The following is a 15,444-nucleotide window of genomic DNA, read 5'->3' on the forward strand; positions in this document are numbered from 1 at the left end:
GTGGTCACGCGTGACCTTTGTTTTCGATCAGCGCCTTTAGACGCTCTGGTGTGTATTCGGCATCGAGACGCGCAGCTTCGGCATTTGCGACCTCTGCATCGTCACCTTCGACAGAGTAGGGCTCTGCCTTGCGCCATTCGGAGAGGTAATCATCGGTGCCCGCCATATCCGCCTTCATTGCGGCGCGGTCGATCGCTTGTTCAAACCGTTCGGGCAATTGCACTTTGTGGCCACGGCGACCTTTGCCGACGATGACCTGTGCTGGGATATCCCGCCAGTAAACGATAGTGACATCTGCCATTTGTGATTCCCTTTTCCTCTTGGCTTCCTTCATACGCTCGGCATTTTCCGACACGAGGTCGGTTTTCGACATGCTGCCACTTTCCTGCGACTAGGTTTCGTCCAGAGAGGCTTGCGCGGCGCCGCTCGGGGGCATAGGTTGGAGGTAACTTGAAATGGAGGGCGTATCCTATGGCGCCCAAGCGTCCCCGTGGTGCGGGCGCGTTCCCGAAGGCGGTAGAGACCCCCGCGCCTGTAATGCCTGATCCGGCCTCGCTTTACGCTGCGCTGGATTTGGGTACAAATAGCTGTCGCATGCTGATTGCCCAACCAAAGGGCAGCCAGTTTCATGTGATTGACAGCTTTTCGAAGTCGGTCCAGCTGGGCTACGGGCTTGAAAGTTCAGGCCGGCTAGGTCGTGGGTCGATGAACCGCACGATTGCGGCATTGCGGATCTGTAAGCAAAAGCTACAGCGCCATAAGGTCGGCCATATGCGGCTGGTCGCAACAGAGGCGTGTCGGCGCGCGAAAAACGGTAAGCAGTTTATCAATCAGATCAGACGCGAAACGGGTCTGCGGCTGGAGATTATCAGCCCAGAGGAAGAAGCGCGTTTAGCGGTTATCTCCTGCGCGCCACTCGTCAGCACCAAAACAGAACAGTTGCTGGTTGTTGATATCGGCGGCGGCTCGACCGAGCTTGTTTGGATCGACCTCACGAACGTGCCGCATCGCGAACGCCCTGGTGCGATCATGCGGCTTCATCGTGGCTTTGTGCAGGACCCTGGTCCGTTTGCGGCGGCGAAAGTCGTCGACTGGATTTCGGTGCCATTAGGCGTCGCGACCCTGCGCGATCAGTTCGAGGACGTAGAGGACGACGCGGCGCGGTTCGCTCTGATGAGCTGGTTCTTTGAAGAACAACTGTCGAAATTCAGCCCCTATACCGCCGAACAGACCCGCGAGGGGTTTCAGATCGTTGGCACAAGCGGCACCGTGACGACTGTGGCGGCCAGCCATTTGGGGCTGAAACGCTATGATCGGACCAAGGTCGATGGGCTTCGGATGACCAGCGATCAGATTGATGCTGTCATTCGGGACTACCTATCGCTTGGCCCTGATGGGCGCCGCAATGACCCGAGGATCGGTCGCGATCGTCAGGCCTTGATTATGTCGGGGTCGGCTATCCTTCAGGCCCTTATGCGGATTTGGCCGACGGATCGTCTGTCGGTCGCGGACCGTGGTCTGCGCGAGGGTCTGCTTTATGCACAAATGAGCGCGGATGGCGTGCTTGAGGATACTCCGTTTTAGGGGTAGAGGAACGCTCTGCTAAGATCGGACTGGAAGAATGGCTAAGAAACCCGGGACCAAAAATACCAGTGGACGCGGACAGCGTGACCTTTTCGTTAAGGTGAAAACCGCCCGTGGTCGCAAGACCTCGTCGACCCGTTGGTTGCAGCGGCAGTTGAACGATCCTTACGTGAAACGTGCGCAGGCCGAAGGCTATCGCGGTCGCGCGGCGTTCAAAATCCTCGAACTCGACGACAAATATCGGTTCCTCGTTCCGGGGGCTCGGATCGTTGACCTTGGCTGTGCACCGGGTGGCTGGATGCAAGTTGCGGTGAAACGTGTGAATGCGCTGGGAGAAAAGCAGGGCAAGCGGATAGGGACCGTTTTGGGCGTCGACCTTCAAGAGGTTGAACCGCTGGCGGGTGCTGAAATTCACCAGCTCGATTTCCTGTCCGACGATGCAGACCTTTTGGTTAAAGAGTGGCTGGGCGGTGAAGCAGACGTTGTGATGTCAGACATGGCTGCTGCGTCCTCTGGTCACAAACAAACCGACCACCTTCGCATTATCGCGCTGTGTGAAGCAGCCGCTTATTTCGCGTTCGACGTTCTCGCACCCGGCGGCACCTTTGTTGCCAAAGTCCTTGCTGGTGGGGCGGAAGGCGAATTGATGAAAACGCTGAAGAAGAACTTCAAATCGGTCGCAAACATCAAACCCCCTTCGTCACGTGCGGATAGTTCCGAAAAATTCGTAGTGGCTCGCGGTTACAAAGGGCGAGATGGTAACTACGACGCCGATCTGAACGACGAAGAAGAATAAGAGAAGGGGCCAGACGGCCCCTTTTTCATGTGCGCGGCAGGGTCCAATTCGGACGCGGGAAATGGCAGGTGTAGCCATTCGGGTGCCGCTCTAGATAATCCTGATGTTCAGGCTCTGCTTCCCAGAAGTCGCCAACAGGTTCGACTTCGGTCACGACCTTAGCGGGCCAAATACCTGAGGCATCCACATCTGCAATCGTGCGCAGTGCTTCGGCCTTTTGATCTTCATCGACATAGTAAATCGCCGAACGATACGACAACCCAATGTCATTGCCCTGACGGTTCTTTGTCGTCGGGTCATGAATTTGGAAAAAGAACTCCAGCAGGGCGCGATAGCTCGTCTGGGTATCATCAAAGATGATCTCGATCCCCTCGGCATGGGTGCCGTGGTTGCGATAGGTCGCGTTCGGCACGTCACCGCCCGTATAACCGACACGTGTCCGCAATACGCCCGTTTGTCGGCGGATCAAATCCTGCATTCCCCAGAAACATCCACCTGCAAGAACCGCACGTTGCTCAGCCATCAAATTTCCTCCACTTGATCAATGAACGCGCCATAACCTTCGGCTTCCATATCGTCACGATGGATAAAGCGTAACGCAGCGGAATTGATGCAATAGCGCAGGCCACCGCGATCGCGCGGTCCATCTGGGAACACGTGCCCTAAATGGCTGTCTCCATATTTTGACCGCACCTCGGTGCGGACCATCCCATGCGACACGTCTGTAAGTTCGACTACATGGTCGCTGACAATCGGTTTAACAAATGAAGGCCAGCCGCAGCCAGATTCATATTTCGCGGATGAGGCAAAGAGAGGTTCGCCCGAAACCACGTCGACGTACAGACCTGGCTCCTTGTTGGAGAGGTATTTCCCCGTGCCCGGACGTTCAGTGCCGGATTCTTGGGTCACATAATATTGTTCGGGATCGAGCGCTTCGATCACCTCGGGTCGGCGTTCATACTGTGTCATGTCACCTCCTAATTTGAAGCTACGATATGGCGTGTCTTGCGTCGAAATCAAAGGAAGGTTGTCGATGATGTGATCGGTTCCGAAGTGGGCTGACGAAACTGCCGATCGGTGATAATTTAAAACGGTAAGAAGTAAGGGGTGAATTATGCTAAAGGTTGTAGCGGCGTCTTTGATGATGTTCGGGGCTTTTTCGACCGCAGGTCATGGTCAGGGCAGTGATCGTTCCGTTGACGTTGAATTTGCAGCGGGAACGACAGGGACCGTAATTTCGGATCGAATTGTTGGGCGAGAAGCGGTTTTGTACCATCTTGGCGCCGAAGCTGGGCAAGTGATGGATCTCTCACTTCAATCGTCGAACGCGGCCACCTATTTCAACGTTTATGCACCGGGGGCAGGCCCAGGTGATGCGGCGCTCGCCGTCAGTAGTTTGACCAGCGACAGCGTACCAGACCTCAACCAGTTTAGCGCCACCTTACCAGTTTCGGGTGACTATACGGTTATGGTCTATCTGTATCGCGCAGCAGCGCGACGCAACGAGGTTGCAGAGTATACGTTGGACATATCGATCACGGGTAAGCCACAGGGTATTGTCCAAAATGACTATGCTGATGGGTTGATGGGCGGGCCAGATTTTTGGGCTGTTGTCGCTAGTGGCGGTTTGAACCTGCGCACGGGGCCTAGCCAAAGTACAAACAAAGTTGCGGTCTTGCACGCCGACGATGTCGTTCGAAACTTGGGGTGCCGCATGGCAGAAGCGCAACGCTGGTGTCAGGTCCAAACCGTCACGGAGCCTAAATTGACCGGATGGGTTGCAGGACGTTTTCTAGCCGAGGCTGTGGAACCCGCACGTTAAAGCGCCAATGAAACGCGAAACGCGCCCGAGTGGGGCGCGTTTTCGTAAGTGGTCGTGTTTGGATTTTTATGGCGGAGAGACAGGCCGCCAATTTATTGTTTCATCCGGGCTCACAGAGATCGAATGTGTATTGTTTGCCAATGAATTGCATAATTTTACTTGCACACCCTGCCTAAGCTAGTCTCAGCTAATTGCAACCATTTAGGTAGGTAGGAAGGTCGGTTATGCCAAAGCTAGCGAAGGAACTGACAGCGCTTGAGGTGAAGCGGCTGGAGCACGACAGGGGCAAGTCTAACAAGGTCATATCGGTCGGCGGGGTGCAGGGTCTGATGCTGCAGATCACGCCGAGAGGGTCCAAGTCATGGCTCCTCCGTACGCCAGTGGGCGGCAAGCGCAGGCATATCGGCTTGGGAAGTTATCCCACCGTGACGCTGGCGCAAGCGCGTGAACGCGCGCGTGCAGAGCTGGAGAAGGTCTGGCAGGGGCTCGACCCTGTCGAGGAGCGCAAGGTGCTGCGCTCCCGGCTGCAGGCCGAGCAGAAACGCGGGCTGAACTTCGAAAATGCGGTTGAGAAGTACCTTGAAAGCAAACTGACTGAGTTCAAGAACCCCAAACACTGCGACCAGTGGCGCTCGACCCTGCGCACATACGCAAACCCGAAGTTGGGCAAGATGCTGGTGGGTGACATAGGCGTCCCGGACGTACTGCGCGTATTGGAGCCGATGTGGCAGACGAAGACGGAGACGGCGACCCGGGTGAGGGGGCGTATCGAGGGGGTGTTGGCATGGGCGACCGTGGCGGGACACAGGGAGGGTGACAATCCGGCCCGGTGGAAAGGGAACCTCGACGCGATCCTGCCCAAGCCCTCGAAGGTGGCGAAGGTCAGTAACCAACCGGCGTTGTCGATCAGTGACGTGGTGTCGTGGTTTGCCGATCTGCAGAAGCGCGACGGTATGGCCGCGCGGGCGCTGGAGATGATGACTCTGACGGTTGCGCGGTCGGGCGAGATCAGGGGTGCAACGTGGGCAGAGATCGACCTCAAGGCTAAGCTTTGGACCATACCTGCGCAGCGGATGAAGGCTGGAAAGGAGCACCGAGTGCCGCTCACCTCGCAGGCGGTCGCGCTGTTGCAGGCGCTGCCGCGCGATTTGGGCTCGCCTTACGTCTTTCCGGCGGTGAGGGGAGGGATGCTGTCGGACATGGCGCTGAGCGCCTGCATGAGGCGCATCAACGAAGATCGGGATGGACGATACCTAGACCAGCGGTCTGGGCGTCCTGCCGTGCCCCACGGTCTTCGATCGACCTTCCGAGACTGGGCCAGTGAGAAGGGCGTATCACGTGATCTAGCAGAGCGCGCGCTGGCGCATACGATCCGTAACGCCGTCGAAGCAGCCTATCACCGGACGGATTTAGTAGAGCAACGGCGTGGCGTAATGGACGCATGGGCGGCACATGTCACGGGAGTGGCTGCTGGTGGGAATGTCGTGTCGCTGACTGAGAGGGCTTGAGGATGTCGACTGACAAAAGGAAAGCCAGAGAGCGTGAACTCGCGGCTGCGCGGGCGGCATGGGACCGGCAATTCAGCGTTCAGATGCCTACGCATTTACTGTGCAAGGTAGGCTCGCAGTCGGCATTGCGGGACGCGCTGGCTGCCGCAGGCACGGCCTATGCATGGAATGGTGTCCGATACGACGACGAGAGTGGAGAACCTTACCAGAACCCTGCGCCTAATGATCTCGGGGCAAACGTCGAACGAAAGGAAGCGGCGCAGCTAACTGCGGAGGAACTGCGGCGCAAGTACGCTGACCTCTGGCACATCCGTGGTGGTGCCAAGCGGATAGCTGCCGCTGAAGGGATCGGGCTATCAACAGTCTATGCGCACAAGAAGCGACTGCGGATTACGAAGTAAGTTTCTAGGGCCACACGGTGCCCACCCCAAGGACGTGCACAAGCGGTGTCATCCAAAACCAACTGGAGGGCACCATGGCCATACCGCAAAGACTTGAAGCACTCACCAGCATGCCTGCCGAGGCGCTGGTTTCTACAAAAGAACTATCGATCCTCTCAGGGCGCAGCCGCGCCTCGATCTGGCGTGACGTGCAGGCTGGGCGTTTGCCGCAGCCCATTGCTATCGGACCGCAGGCGCGCCGGTGGCGCGTGTCCGATGTTCGTGCCTACTTGAACGGAGGCGTGTCATGAAACGCGACTATTTTAATCCACCCTCGGTATGCATGGGCGACGTCGTTCCTTATGAACTCAAGGCGCAGAAGCTCTGGTTACTTTGGAAAGCGGTCATAAAGGCCGACAAACCCAAGCCCGATAAGGTACCGTACTATGCGAATGGCGCAGTGCGGAGCGGCTCTCTTGGTAAACCGGAAGACGTGGCCAATCTTGTGACCTTCGACGAAGCTTTGGCGGCTTATAACGCCGCTCCGCTGCATTACGCGGGCATGGGCATCGCGCTCCTGTCCAGTACGGGTATCGGTGCACTCGACCTCGACAACTGCATCGACGCGAGCGGCAAGCTCATCAACGATTTGGATGTTCGGCGCATAATGAAGGCGTGTAAGGACTGTTATATTGAACGCAGCCCATCGGGGCGCGGTCTAAGGGTAATTGGATCGACGGGCGGATTCGCCCAAATCGCAGACAAGGGCACAGGGTTCGAGGCTTATGCTCAAGGCCGGTTCGTGACCGTTACCGGGGAAGTGCTTATGAACGCCGGAGCATGGGTGTCGGTAGACGCTGGCGTAGCCGCCATGCGTCTTGCGGTGCAGGCTAAAGGCGGCGTGTCCGGAGCACCCGTAAAGAGCGCGGGTGCAAAGGCCGTAAACTTCGGTGCCCATGGCCCCGACCCAGAGACACCCGCGAATGTCGAGCGAGTGCGCGGTGCCTTGGCAGTGCTTGACCCCGATATGCTCCACCCGGAGTGGGTAGCCGTGCTGATGGCGATCCGTTCCACGGAGTGGGCGTGTGCCGAAGGTCTCGCACGTACATGGTCAGAGGGGGGTGAGAAATATAGCGACGCCGCTTTCGACAAGGCGTGGAATAGCATCGAACCGGCGGGTGGCATAACCCTCGGCACACTGTTCGGCATGGCGAAGGCGGCAGGCTGGGAAGACCCTCGGCGTGTACGGCTTTCGACGGTGCTTTTGACTGATCAGGTCGAGGAGCGGGACGTTCTCAATGGCAGTATATTCGCAAAGGTCTGGCGGGGGCGGTTGCTGCGTGTGGACCAGACCGGCGATGTGCTCAGGTTCGACCCGCACGCCGGGTGGAGCAAGGCAGGTGACCCAACGAATATGATCCGGCGGGCCGCCCGCACAACCATCGCGTATATCCACGAGACCGGTGCGGCCTTCATGGAGAAGGGACAGGTCGAGAAGAGCCAGAAGGTCGCGAAGCACGCGGCGGCCAGCAGTACTCTGCCGCGCATGGACGCAATGGCATCCGTGGGATGGACGCATGACGGCATGACGGTGGCGGCTGCCGACCTCGATGCTCAGCCAGACCTCTTGGGCGTAAGGAACGGCGTGCTCGACCTGCGCAAGCGTTCGCTTATCGGGTTCCGCCCTGATTATCTAATCACAAAGCGAGCAGGCGTCGAGTTCGCTCCAGAAGCCGCTGCACCGCAGTTCGAGGCGTTCCTAGCTCGTGTCCAGCCCGATGCTGCTGTGCGCAGATTGATCCAGCAAGTTGCTGGGCTGACCCTTTGGGGCAAGCCGGGCGAACAGCGTCTGTTCTTTTTTCACGGTGGTGGTGCAAATGGGAAGACCACCTTCGTTGACGCCCTGATGTTCATACTTGGCGATTACGCTGTGAGTATACAAGCCGAGGCCCTTATGCGGCAAGATCGGTCCTCCCAAGGACCAAGCGCCGACACCCTTCGCTTACAGGGCGCAAGGGGCACATTCGCTAGCGAGGTACGGGAGGGGCGCTTGGACGAAGAACGTGTCAAGCTCTGGACCGGTGGCGATGTGCTGACTGCGCGGCCGGTATACGGGAGGTCATTTATCGACTTCGCTCCGTCACACACGTTCATAATGGCCGGGAATCACCGCCCAGCCATTCACGACACGAGCCTGGGCATATGGCGCAGGGTGACGCTGATCGACTGGAGCGTCCAAATACCCGAGCATGAACAAGATTCGAGACTTCAGGAACGTTTACGCCGTGAAGGCAGTGGCATTCTGAACTGGGCGCTCGACGGGGTGAAGGACTATTGGGCACACGGGCTGGCCGTGCCCGAATCTGTAAAAACCGCGACGGAAGGCTACCGGACCGATGAGGACATCATAGGTCAGTTTATAAACGACCGGTGCCGCATGGGCGCAGACCTGAGTTGCCCGACAGGTGATCTTTACGCCGCATATGTTAGTTGGGCGGCCGAAAACGGCAGCCGGGCTGCCACTAAAAACACCTTTACACGCCGTCTGAGCGACCGGGGGCATCCAAAGGTTAATTCGGGTCGCGAATATGCCCGGATAGCGCTGCAGCGTGATACGATACACTTGAAATAAAAACATACACGGGCTGCCCCACGGACTACCGGGGCAGCTCCTCGCATGTGTGGTTATGCGCACTTTGCTCAGTTTCAGAGCTCATCCCGAAACTTTTTCTATAGAGCTTCACATAGGGACTTTATGGGAAATGGACCCAAACCGCGCAAACAGCACAGAACTGTACAGCCGCCGCCCCCATCGAAAGGAAACAAGACATGGAAAAGAAGAAGCTGACCTTCATGCCCGATGGAAACAATACATACGCCGGGTTCGATGGAGATGAAATTGTTGCCCTAGTTACGCCCCTCGATCCAAAAGCAATATTTGGACCTACAACATGGCAATGGTCCGCGCGCAGTGAAGGTGACCGGTATGGGCGCGCGGGATGGACCTTCCCAGACAGAGAAGGCTCTTGCGCGCAGCGAGAGGGTGAGCTTGAGGATGCAGCGCATAGGGCGGCGCAACACGTTGGCCACGGGTTCATCAGACCCATGAATCTTTGTCCTGAAGACTGCCCTTTATGCCCGGAAGTCGTCATCCTGCCACCACAGGAAGTTGACACATGAAACGCTACATCGACCATCTGCGCTCCGAATCTGAACGTATACGGGCAGAATCCAAAGAGGCTATCCGTGCAGCGGAGCGCAAGCGTCTTCGTGACACCCGCATCCAGTGCGATACGCCCCTCACCAAACAGATCGAAGCTCTGATGTGCTCACTGCCGCCCGCACAGCGCAACCGTCGGTGGACGATGGATGAACTCTTGGCGCGGCTACATGGCCGGTACCATGCCCGCCCGTGTGCAGGTAGTGTAGGCATAGCGCTAAGGCGACTTGGTTGGACACGAATCAGAGATTGGTCGCAAGATGGAGGCGGGAGAAGAGTATGGGAGAAAAATAAACAGAATGCGTAGGTTTGCTTGTTCACTTTTAATTGGCTGGTTTGTTAGCATCTGCTTGCCGACCTTAGGCGTTGGGCAAACTCTAACGAATTGCGGCAGCCAAGAATGCTACAATGAACAGCTGAACGCACAGCGGGCTGAAGCTTTGGATAGGATTATTGAATTAGGAAATTCGCCACAGCTGGTGGCAGATCAGGCGCCAATCATCGCAGTTGCATATTACAATTCACTAACCGATGAGTTTTTTGTGGGTGATCGGACATTCCACCGAGATGACCATGAAGCTGCACTTGATACGCAAGGAATAAGAAATACGGCGATCCCGGTCGGGATCGGATGGCGACCGATAGCTGAAACGCAGTACATCGGATATATGAGGATGGTAATGGGTCTCGATACCCCCATCGACCATATAATTTATAACAATTGCGTTGTTGCGAGGTCCCGCGAGTTGTCTGACAGCGTGACAAATGAGGTTCGGACCTCGTGCCGAGAAACTGCACGTAACCCAAGTATGCTTGATCGTTGGCGTTGGGGTGATTGACTAGTGTGCGGCGGCTTAATTGCCAAAGTTTACACCTTTCCCAAACTACCCCGTACAATGAAAGGCAACTCCTTTTACCGGGGGGCGGGGCCCGTCCTCTTGCCATGTGGTAGGGGGGTACCTCCAATAGTTTGCTCACGTCGCAATTAAAATGCCATACGTAGCGCAAGCCGAGTGTACTTCCTTGCTGAATATCAACGAAATACAGTACCGCGTTTGGCGTGAGTTGGTTGGTGGATGGGTAGAACTAACCGTCGAACTGATTGTTTAAATAAATCAATTAGATACTGGGTTTAATGGCGGAGAGACAGGGATTCGAACCCTGGGAACCCGTGAAGGCTCAACGGTTTTCGAGACCGCCCCGTTCGACCACTCCGGCACCTCTCCGCGATGAAGGGGCGTTTAATGTGACTTCGAATGGCGTGCAATAGCAATTTCACAAAAATCTTTTGCAAAGATCGATCAACTGACTGCGATGGCAATTGGAACATGCACAGACGGCCTATATGTAAAGGCACAACAGAAGGGTGTCTCATGCGCGCTAAGTCGTTTGTTTTCGTGTCCTGCCTTACGGCGATCACTGGTCCTGCCATGGCAGAGCAGTCACAAAGTGCCGAGCGCGCTTTGTTTGAGGCTTTGATGCAGCCTGACGTGATTGCGATTATGTCGGCAGAGGGTATCGATTACGCAGGTCAAATCGCGGACGAAATGCTGATGGGGCATGTGAGTGAACATTGGTCGACCGTGATTTCACAACTCTATGATCCGCAACAGATGGAAGAAGCCGCGTTTGCCGCCTTTGAACGGTCGCTTGCAGGGCAAGACGTGGATGCGATGTTGGCGTTTTATGCAACTGATCCAGGTCGCCAATCGGTGCTTCTAGAGGTTGATGCGCGCCGCGCGGTCTCTGATCCTGATATTTTGGACGCGGCGACGGCGGCAGCGATTGATGCCCATGGCACCCCTCGTTTCGACCAAATCACGGCATATATCGAAGTCAATGACCTGATTGAGAAGAACATCAGCGCCGCGTTGAACGACAACTACGCGTTCCTGCTAGGGCTATACGATGGCGGGGCAATGGACGGGCAAACGTCGCCTGAGAGTTTGATATCAGATGTCTGGGCCCAAGAAGCCGAATTGCGGTCCAGCACCTCTGAATGGGTCTATGGGTTTATGAACATGGCCTACCAACCACTGTCTGATGCGGATTTGGACAGGTTGATCGCGTTTTCACATACCGAGGCGGGGCAGGGCGTGAATAGAGCCCTTTTCGATGCCTACTCGACCCTCTACGAAGAGATCAGTAGAGCCCTCGGCCTTCAGGTCGCACAAATGATGATGGTTTCTGAACTCTAGCTTGACTTTCCACAGGGTTCTGACGATAAGCCCGCATCTGGGGCGGATTCTGCCCTGGTTTTTGATTCAATACAGCCCAAAACAGGGCGCGCAGTTCACGGGCGGCATAGCCAGCAACACGAAAGTGGCCCCAGCGACGCGGTAGATGAAGGAAGATACTATGTTTGCGGTTCTCAAAACCGGCGGCAAGCAGTACAAAGTTGCTTCGGGCGACGTTCTGCGTGTCGAAAAACTGGCAGCCGATGCAGGCGAAAAAATCCAGTTCAACGAAATTCTGATGGTTGGTTCGACTGTTGGCGCTCCCTTCGTGGCAGGCGCTGCTGTTCAGGCAGAAGTCATCGACCAGATCAAAGGCGACAAGGTTATCAACTTTGTTAAGCGTCGTCGTAAGCACTCGTCGAAGCGCACCGTTGGTCACCGTCAGCAACTGACCCTCGTTCGCATCACCGACATCCTTGAGTCGGGTGCAGACAAATCGGGCGTCAAAGCTGCGATCGGTGCTGGTTCTGCTCCGAAAGCTGCGGCACCTGCTGCTGCTCCGAAAGCTGCAAAGGCTGCTCCGGCTGCCGCTGCTGCTGGCGCAGACGACCTGACCGCAATCACCGGCGTTGGTCCGGCTGCTGCTAAAAAACTGAACGAAGCTGGTATCACCACCTACGCTCAGCTGGCTGCTGTTGACGCTGCATCGTTCGAGGCTGTTAAAGTGAAACCCGAGTGGGTTGAGCAAGCCAAAGAACTGGCTAAGTAATTTAGGCATAGGAGAGACACATGGCACACAAAAAAGCAGGCGGTTCCTCCCGTAACGGTCGCGACTCCGCGGGTCGTCGCCTTGGTGTAAAAAAATTCGGTGGTGAAGTTGTCGTAGCAGGCAACATCATCGTTCGTCAGCGCGGCACTAAAATGTGGGCTGGCGAGGGCGTTGGTATGGGTAAAGACCACACCCTCTTTGCAACTGCAAACGGCAACGTGAAGTTCTACACCGGTCTTAAGGGCCGCACCTTTGTAAAGGTTCTCCCAGTGGCGGAGGCCGCCGAGTAAACCGATACCTTAAAGGTTTGATATTTAGGGGGATCGGGTTTTCCGGTCCCCCTTTATTATTTGGTGATTGTTATTAAGTCATTGTTGGGGTGAGGAAGAGGAGCCAAAGCCCGACTCGGTTTCTAGGAGGAAGCCAATGATGTTAGATCAAGTGACACCACAGCCCACCATTCAGGCTGACCGTTTCGTTTTGCGCCCGCTGCGTAAATCGGATGCTGGTTTGATCAGCATGTATGCCGCTGATGATCGTGTCGCGCGTGGAACGCGGTCGATCCCACATCCGCTGCCACCCGGCACGACTGAGGCGTTTATTGACCGTTCGACCAAAGCTGATCGCACCGAAGACGTGTGGGTCATCGATGGGAAGGCGACCGATCTGGGCGAAATGCTAGGCATTGTGAGTCTCGAACGTATGGACCGTGGGCAGAGCGAGATCTTCTTTTGGGTCGCGCCTGCGTTTTGGGGCACGGGCATCGCGTCTGGCGCTGTCAAAGCCCTGATTGATGCAAACCCACATGATGCAAAAACACTCTTCGCGGAAGTGTTCCAAGATAACCTTGGCTCTGCGCGTGTTCTGACGAATTGCGGTTTCACCTACCTTGGTGACGCCGAAGCCTATTCTGTCGCTCGTAAGTCCACTGTGCCCACTTGGACCTATACGCTTAAAATCAACAGCTAAAGGGGGCGGCTTTCGGGCTCCCTCTTGAGCAATGAGGCGTGATCGCATAAGCGAGGCGCTGTAAAACCTGAAAGCCGTTCCGATGAAATTCCTCGACCTTGCCAAAGTTTATATTCGCTCCGGTAGTGGGGGGAATGGCGCCGTGTCGTTCCGCCGTGAAAAGTTCATCGAATACGGTGGACCTGACGGAGGTGACGGTGGTCGCGGCGGTGACGTGATTGCAGAAGCGGTTGAAGGTCTGAACACCCTGATCGATTTCCGCTACCAGCAGCACTTCTTTGCGCAAAACGGAACGCCCGGTATGGGCCGTGCACGCACGGGTCCGTCGGGTGACGATATCATTCTGCGCGTTCCCGTCGGAACCGAGATTATTGACGAAGATGAAGAGACCCTGATCGCGGACATGACCGAGGTCGGTCAGCGCGTCATCCTTGCCAAAGGCGGCAATGGCGGTTTCGGCAACCTTCACTTTAAATCTGCTACGAACCAAGCACCGCGCTCTGCGAACCCGGGTCTTGCTGGCATCGAACGCACGATTTGGCTGCGGTTGAAGCTCATCGCGGACGCGGGTCTTGTTGGTCTGCCGAACGCAGGTAAATCGACCTTCCTTGCGGCAACCTCGAACGCGCGTCCGAAAATCGCGGATTATCCGTTCACCACGCTGGTTCCGAACCTTGGCGTTGTTGGCGTTGACGGTCACGAATTCGTTGTCGCTGACATTCCGGGGCTGATTGAGGGCGCGTCCGAGGGCCGTGGTCTAGGCGATATGTTCCTCGGCCACGTAGAACGTTGCGCGGTGCTTTTGCACCTTGTTGATGGGTCGTCAGGTGATCCGATCAAGGATTACGAGATCATTCTTGAAGAACTTGAAGCGTATGGCGGCGATCTCGCCGATAAGCCGCGCGTTACCGTTTTGAATAAAATCGATACGCTCGACGAAGAAGAACGCCAGTTCATCAAAGAAGAACTCGAAAAAGTGACGGGCGAACCTGTCATGCTGATGTCGGGTGTCTCGAACGAAGGCGTTCAAGACGTTCTGCGTGCCCTGCGTCGCGAGATTGATGACCGCAATGCCGAAGAGTTTGAGGCCAGTCAGGAGGATGAACCGTGGCGACCCTAAGCAGCGCAAAACGCGTTGTTGTCAAAATTGGTTCGGCGCTTCTCGTTGATCGGGATAGCGGTTCGCTGAAATCTGATTGGCTACGGTCCTTGGCAACTGATGTCGCGTGGCTCCGTCATTCTGGCATTGATGTTGTGCTAGTGTCCTCTGGCTCTATCGCGCTTGGCCGCGAGGTTCTGGGACTGCCGCGTGGACCGCTGCCCTTGGAACAGAGCCAAGCTGCAGCAGCCGTTGGGCAGATTAAACTTGCCCGTGCCTACGAAGAGGTGCTGGCACCTCACGGCATTCACACGGGGCAGGTGCTGGTTACGCTTGAGGACAGCGCGGATCGTCGCCGTTATCTGAACACGCGTGCCACGATGGAAACCCTGATTTCGTTGGGCGTGACGCCGATCGTGAACGAAAACGATACGATTGCGACCGATGAGATCCGTTATGGTGACAACGATCGTTTGGCGGCCCAAGTTGCTGTAACCTGCGGTGCGGATCAGTTGATCCTGCTGTCGGATGTGGATGGCTTCTACAACGGTAACCCGAACCTCGATCCAACGGCCACGAGATACGATTTCATCGACCGCATCACGCCCGAGATTGAGGCGATGGCGGGGGATGGTGTCTCCGGCCTGTCCAAAGGCGGCATGATTACCAAACTCCTTGCCGCGCGAATGGCGACCGAAGCGGGGTGTGCGATGGCGATTACGCTGGGATCACGGATCAATCCGCTTCGTGCGCTGGAGGATGGCGCGACGGTGACATGGTTTACCGCGCATGATGACCCACAAGCCGCGCGGAAACGCTGGATTGCCGCGATGAAGCCGAAAGGCGAACTCGTTGTTGATGCAGGGGCAGAGACGGCGTTGTCGGCTGGCAAAAGCCTCTTGCCCGCTGGCGTTCGGATCGTGCGCGGCGCTTTTGGTCGCGGTGAACCCGTCGCGATTGTGACGGATACGGGTAAAGCGATCGGCATTGGCCTCACGCGATACACAAGCGCAGAAGCGCTTCAGATCATTGGTAGGCGTAGCGCTGATATCGAAGAAATTTTAGGATATAAGGGCCGCGCAGCTCTCGTTCATCGGGACGATATGGTGGTTCAATAAAG

General features: G+C 56.4%; 17 protein-coding genes and 1 tRNA gene. 14 read left to right on the top strand and 4 right to left on the bottom strand.

The window, feature by feature from the left end:
- Nucleotides 1–4 precede the first annotated feature (4 nt).
- Entirely contained in the window at nt 5–301 is a 297-nt protein-coding gene (locus AC1QQ2_RS04080) for a virulence factor (RefSeq protein ID WP_249945698.1), read from the bottom strand.
- Between the two features lie 170 nt (nt 302–471).
- On the opposite strand from AC1QQ2_RS04080, the gene AC1QQ2_RS04085 reads away from it, so the two are divergent.
- Together AC1QQ2_RS04085 and AC1QQ2_RS04090 are read left to right on the top strand one after the other, a co-directional pair.
- Nucleotides 472–1,584, top strand: coding sequence for a Ppx/GppA phosphatase family protein (locus AC1QQ2_RS04085; protein ID WP_105235039.1), 1,113 nt, complete (start codon nt 472–474; stop codon nt 1,582–1,584).
- Between the two features lie 37 nt (nt 1,585–1,621).
- Nucleotides 1,622–2,380, top strand: coding sequence for an RlmE family RNA methyltransferase (locus tag AC1QQ2_RS04090; protein WP_438988004.1), 759 nt, complete (start codon nt 1,622–1,624; stop codon nt 2,378–2,380).
- Between the two features lie 25 nt (nt 2,381–2,405).
- On the opposite strand, the gene msrA is transcribed toward AC1QQ2_RS04090, so the two are convergent.
- Both msrA and msrB read right to left on the bottom strand, forming a co-directional pair.
- Nucleotides 2,406–2,903, bottom strand: coding sequence for a peptide-methionine (S)-S-oxide reductase MsrA (gene msrA, locus AC1QQ2_RS04095; RefSeq protein WP_105235041.1), 498 nt, complete (start codon nt 2,901–2,903; stop codon nt 2,406–2,408).
- A complete protein-coding gene (gene msrB / locus AC1QQ2_RS04100) occupies nt 2,903–3,349 on the bottom strand; it encodes a peptide-methionine (R)-S-oxide reductase MsrB (protein WP_249945701.1) in 447 nt (148 codons plus the stop codon). Before msrB ends, msrA begins: the two co-directional genes overlap by 1 nt.
- Before the next feature lie 145 nt (nt 3,350–3,494).
- Here msrB and AC1QQ2_RS04105 point away from each other — a divergent pair, with 145 nt between their 5' ends.
- From AC1QQ2_RS04105 to AC1QQ2_RS04130, 6 genes are all read left to right on the top strand, one after another.
- Nucleotides 3,495–4,202 (top strand): SH3 domain-containing protein, encoded by a 708-nt coding sequence (locus AC1QQ2_RS04105; protein ID WP_479712188.1) that lies wholly within the window; start codon nt 3,495–3,497, stop codon nt 4,200–4,202.
- A 224-nt stretch (nt 4,203–4,426) separates the two neighbouring features.
- On the top strand, nt 4,427–5,710 hold the full coding sequence (locus AC1QQ2_RS04110) for a tyrosine-type recombinase/integrase (protein ID WP_479712189.1): 1,284 nt from the start codon (nt 4,427–4,429) through the stop codon (nt 5,708–5,710).
- Nucleotides 5,711–5,793: 83 nt separating this feature from the next.
- Entirely contained in the window at nt 5,794–6,111 is a 318-nt protein-coding gene (locus AC1QQ2_RS04115; protein ID WP_479712190.1) for a hypothetical protein, read from the top strand.
- A 74-nt stretch (nt 6,112–6,185) separates the two neighbouring features.
- Nucleotides 6,186–6,401: a helix-turn-helix transcriptional regulator gene (locus tag AC1QQ2_RS04120; RefSeq protein ID WP_479712191.1), complete on the top strand. Its 216-nt coding sequence runs from the start codon at nt 6,186–6,188 to the stop codon at nt 6,399–6,401.
- The gene (locus AC1QQ2_RS04125) at nt 6,398–8,722 is read left to right on the top strand and encodes a phage/plasmid primase, P4 family (protein ID WP_479712192.1); all 2,325 of its coding nucleotides are present in this window, start codon (nt 6,398–6,400) and stop codon (nt 8,720–8,722) included. Before AC1QQ2_RS04120 ends, AC1QQ2_RS04125 begins: the two co-directional genes overlap by 4 nt.
- 197 nt (nt 8,723–8,919) lie before the next feature.
- Complete coding sequence (locus AC1QQ2_RS04130) at nt 8,920–9,270, top strand: SH3 domain-containing protein (protein ID WP_479712193.1); 351 nt, start codon at nt 8,920–8,922, stop codon at nt 9,268–9,270.
- 1,176 nt (nt 9,271–10,446) lie between these two features.
- On the opposite strand, the gene AC1QQ2_RS04135 is transcribed toward AC1QQ2_RS04130, so the two are convergent.
- Nucleotides 10,447–10,536, bottom strand: a tRNA-Ser gene (locus tag AC1QQ2_RS04135).
- A 147-nt stretch (nt 10,537–10,683) separates the two neighbouring features.
- On the opposite strand from AC1QQ2_RS04135, the gene AC1QQ2_RS04140 reads away from it, so the two are divergent.
- From AC1QQ2_RS04140 to proB, 6 genes are all read left to right on the top strand, one after another.
- A complete protein-coding gene (locus AC1QQ2_RS04140; protein WP_479712194.1) occupies nt 10,684–11,508 on the top strand; it encodes a DUF2059 domain-containing protein in 825 nt (274 codons plus the stop codon).
- A 160-nt stretch (nt 11,509–11,668) separates the two neighbouring features.
- The gene (locus AC1QQ2_RS04145; protein WP_292250560.1) at nt 11,669–12,256 is read left to right on the top strand and encodes a 50S ribosomal protein L21; all 588 of its coding nucleotides are present in this window, start codon (nt 11,669–11,671) and stop codon (nt 12,254–12,256) included.
- A gap of 20 nt (nt 12,257–12,276) precedes the next feature.
- On the top strand, nt 12,277–12,546 hold the full coding sequence (rpmA, locus tag AC1QQ2_RS04150; RefSeq protein ID WP_067545143.1) for a 50S ribosomal protein L27: 270 nt from the start codon (nt 12,277–12,279) through the stop codon (nt 12,544–12,546).
- Nucleotides 12,547–12,682: 136 nt separating this feature from the next.
- Nucleotides 12,683–13,225: a GNAT family N-acetyltransferase gene (locus AC1QQ2_RS04155; protein ID WP_479712195.1), complete on the top strand. Its 543-nt coding sequence runs from the start codon at nt 12,683–12,685 to the stop codon at nt 13,223–13,225.
- Nucleotides 13,226–13,307: 82 nt separating this feature from the next.
- A complete protein-coding gene (obgE, locus tag AC1QQ2_RS04160) occupies nt 13,308–14,345 on the top strand; it encodes a GTPase ObgE (protein ID WP_479712196.1) in 1,038 nt (345 codons plus the stop codon).
- A complete protein-coding gene (gene proB / locus AC1QQ2_RS04165) occupies nt 14,333–15,442 on the top strand; it encodes a glutamate 5-kinase (protein WP_479712197.1) in 1,110 nt (369 codons plus the stop codon). The genes obgE and proB overlap by 13 nt, the downstream gene beginning before the upstream one ends.
- Nucleotides 15,443–15,444 lie beyond the last annotated feature (2 nt).

The sequence above is a fragment of the Aestuarium sp. genome (assembly GCF_023253315.1).
Lineage (GTDB): Bacteria > Pseudomonadota > Alphaproteobacteria > Rhodobacterales > Rhodobacteraceae > Marivivens > Marivivens donghaensis.

What these genes read in the sequence shown, in the direction of transcription:
- AC1QQ2_RS04080 (WP_249945698.1), bottom strand. Translation starts at nt 301, where the DNA reads ATGGCAGATGTCACTATCGTTTACTGGCGGGATATCCCAGCACAGGTC.
- AC1QQ2_RS04085 (WP_105235039.1), top strand. Translation starts at nt 472, where the DNA reads ATGGCGCCCAAGCGTCCCCGTGGTGCGGGCGCGTTCCCGAAGGCGGTA.
- AC1QQ2_RS04090 (WP_438988004.1), top strand. Translation starts at nt 1,622, where the DNA reads ATGGCTAAGAAACCCGGGACCAAAAATACCAGTGGACGCGGACAGCGT.
- msrA (WP_105235041.1), bottom strand. Translation starts at nt 2,903, where the DNA reads ATGGCTGAGCAACGTGCGGTTCTTGCAGGTGGATGTTTCTGGGGAATG.
- msrB (WP_249945701.1), bottom strand. Translation starts at nt 3,349, where the DNA reads ATGACACAGTATGAACGCCGACCCGAGGTGATCGAAGCGCTCGATCCC.
- AC1QQ2_RS04105 (WP_479712188.1), top strand. Translation starts at nt 3,495, where the DNA reads ATGCTAAAGGTTGTAGCGGCGTCTTTGATGATGTTCGGGGCTTTTTCG.
- AC1QQ2_RS04110 (WP_479712189.1), top strand. Translation starts at nt 4,427, where the DNA reads ATGCCAAAGCTAGCGAAGGAACTGACAGCGCTTGAGGTGAAGCGGCTG.
- AC1QQ2_RS04115 (WP_479712190.1), top strand. Translation starts at nt 5,794, where the DNA reads ATGCCTACGCATTTACTGTGCAAGGTAGGCTCGCAGTCGGCATTGCGG.
- AC1QQ2_RS04120 (WP_479712191.1), top strand. Translation starts at nt 6,186, where the DNA reads ATGGCCATACCGCAAAGACTTGAAGCACTCACCAGCATGCCTGCCGAG.
- AC1QQ2_RS04125 (WP_479712192.1), top strand. Translation starts at nt 6,398, where the DNA reads ATGAAACGCGACTATTTTAATCCACCCTCGGTATGCATGGGCGACGTC.
- AC1QQ2_RS04130 (WP_479712193.1), top strand. Translation starts at nt 8,920, where the DNA reads ATGGAAAAGAAGAAGCTGACCTTCATGCCCGATGGAAACAATACATAC.
- AC1QQ2_RS04140 (WP_479712194.1), top strand. Translation starts at nt 10,684, where the DNA reads ATGCGCGCTAAGTCGTTTGTTTTCGTGTCCTGCCTTACGGCGATCACT.
- AC1QQ2_RS04145 (WP_292250560.1), top strand. Translation starts at nt 11,669, where the DNA reads ATGTTTGCGGTTCTCAAAACCGGCGGCAAGCAGTACAAAGTTGCTTCG.
- rpmA (WP_067545143.1), top strand. Translation starts at nt 12,277, where the DNA reads ATGGCACACAAAAAAGCAGGCGGTTCCTCCCGTAACGGTCGCGACTCC.
- AC1QQ2_RS04155 (WP_479712195.1), top strand. Translation starts at nt 12,683, where the DNA reads ATGATGTTAGATCAAGTGACACCACAGCCCACCATTCAGGCTGACCGT.
- obgE (WP_479712196.1), top strand. Translation starts at nt 13,308, where the DNA reads ATGAAATTCCTCGACCTTGCCAAAGTTTATATTCGCTCCGGTAGTGGG.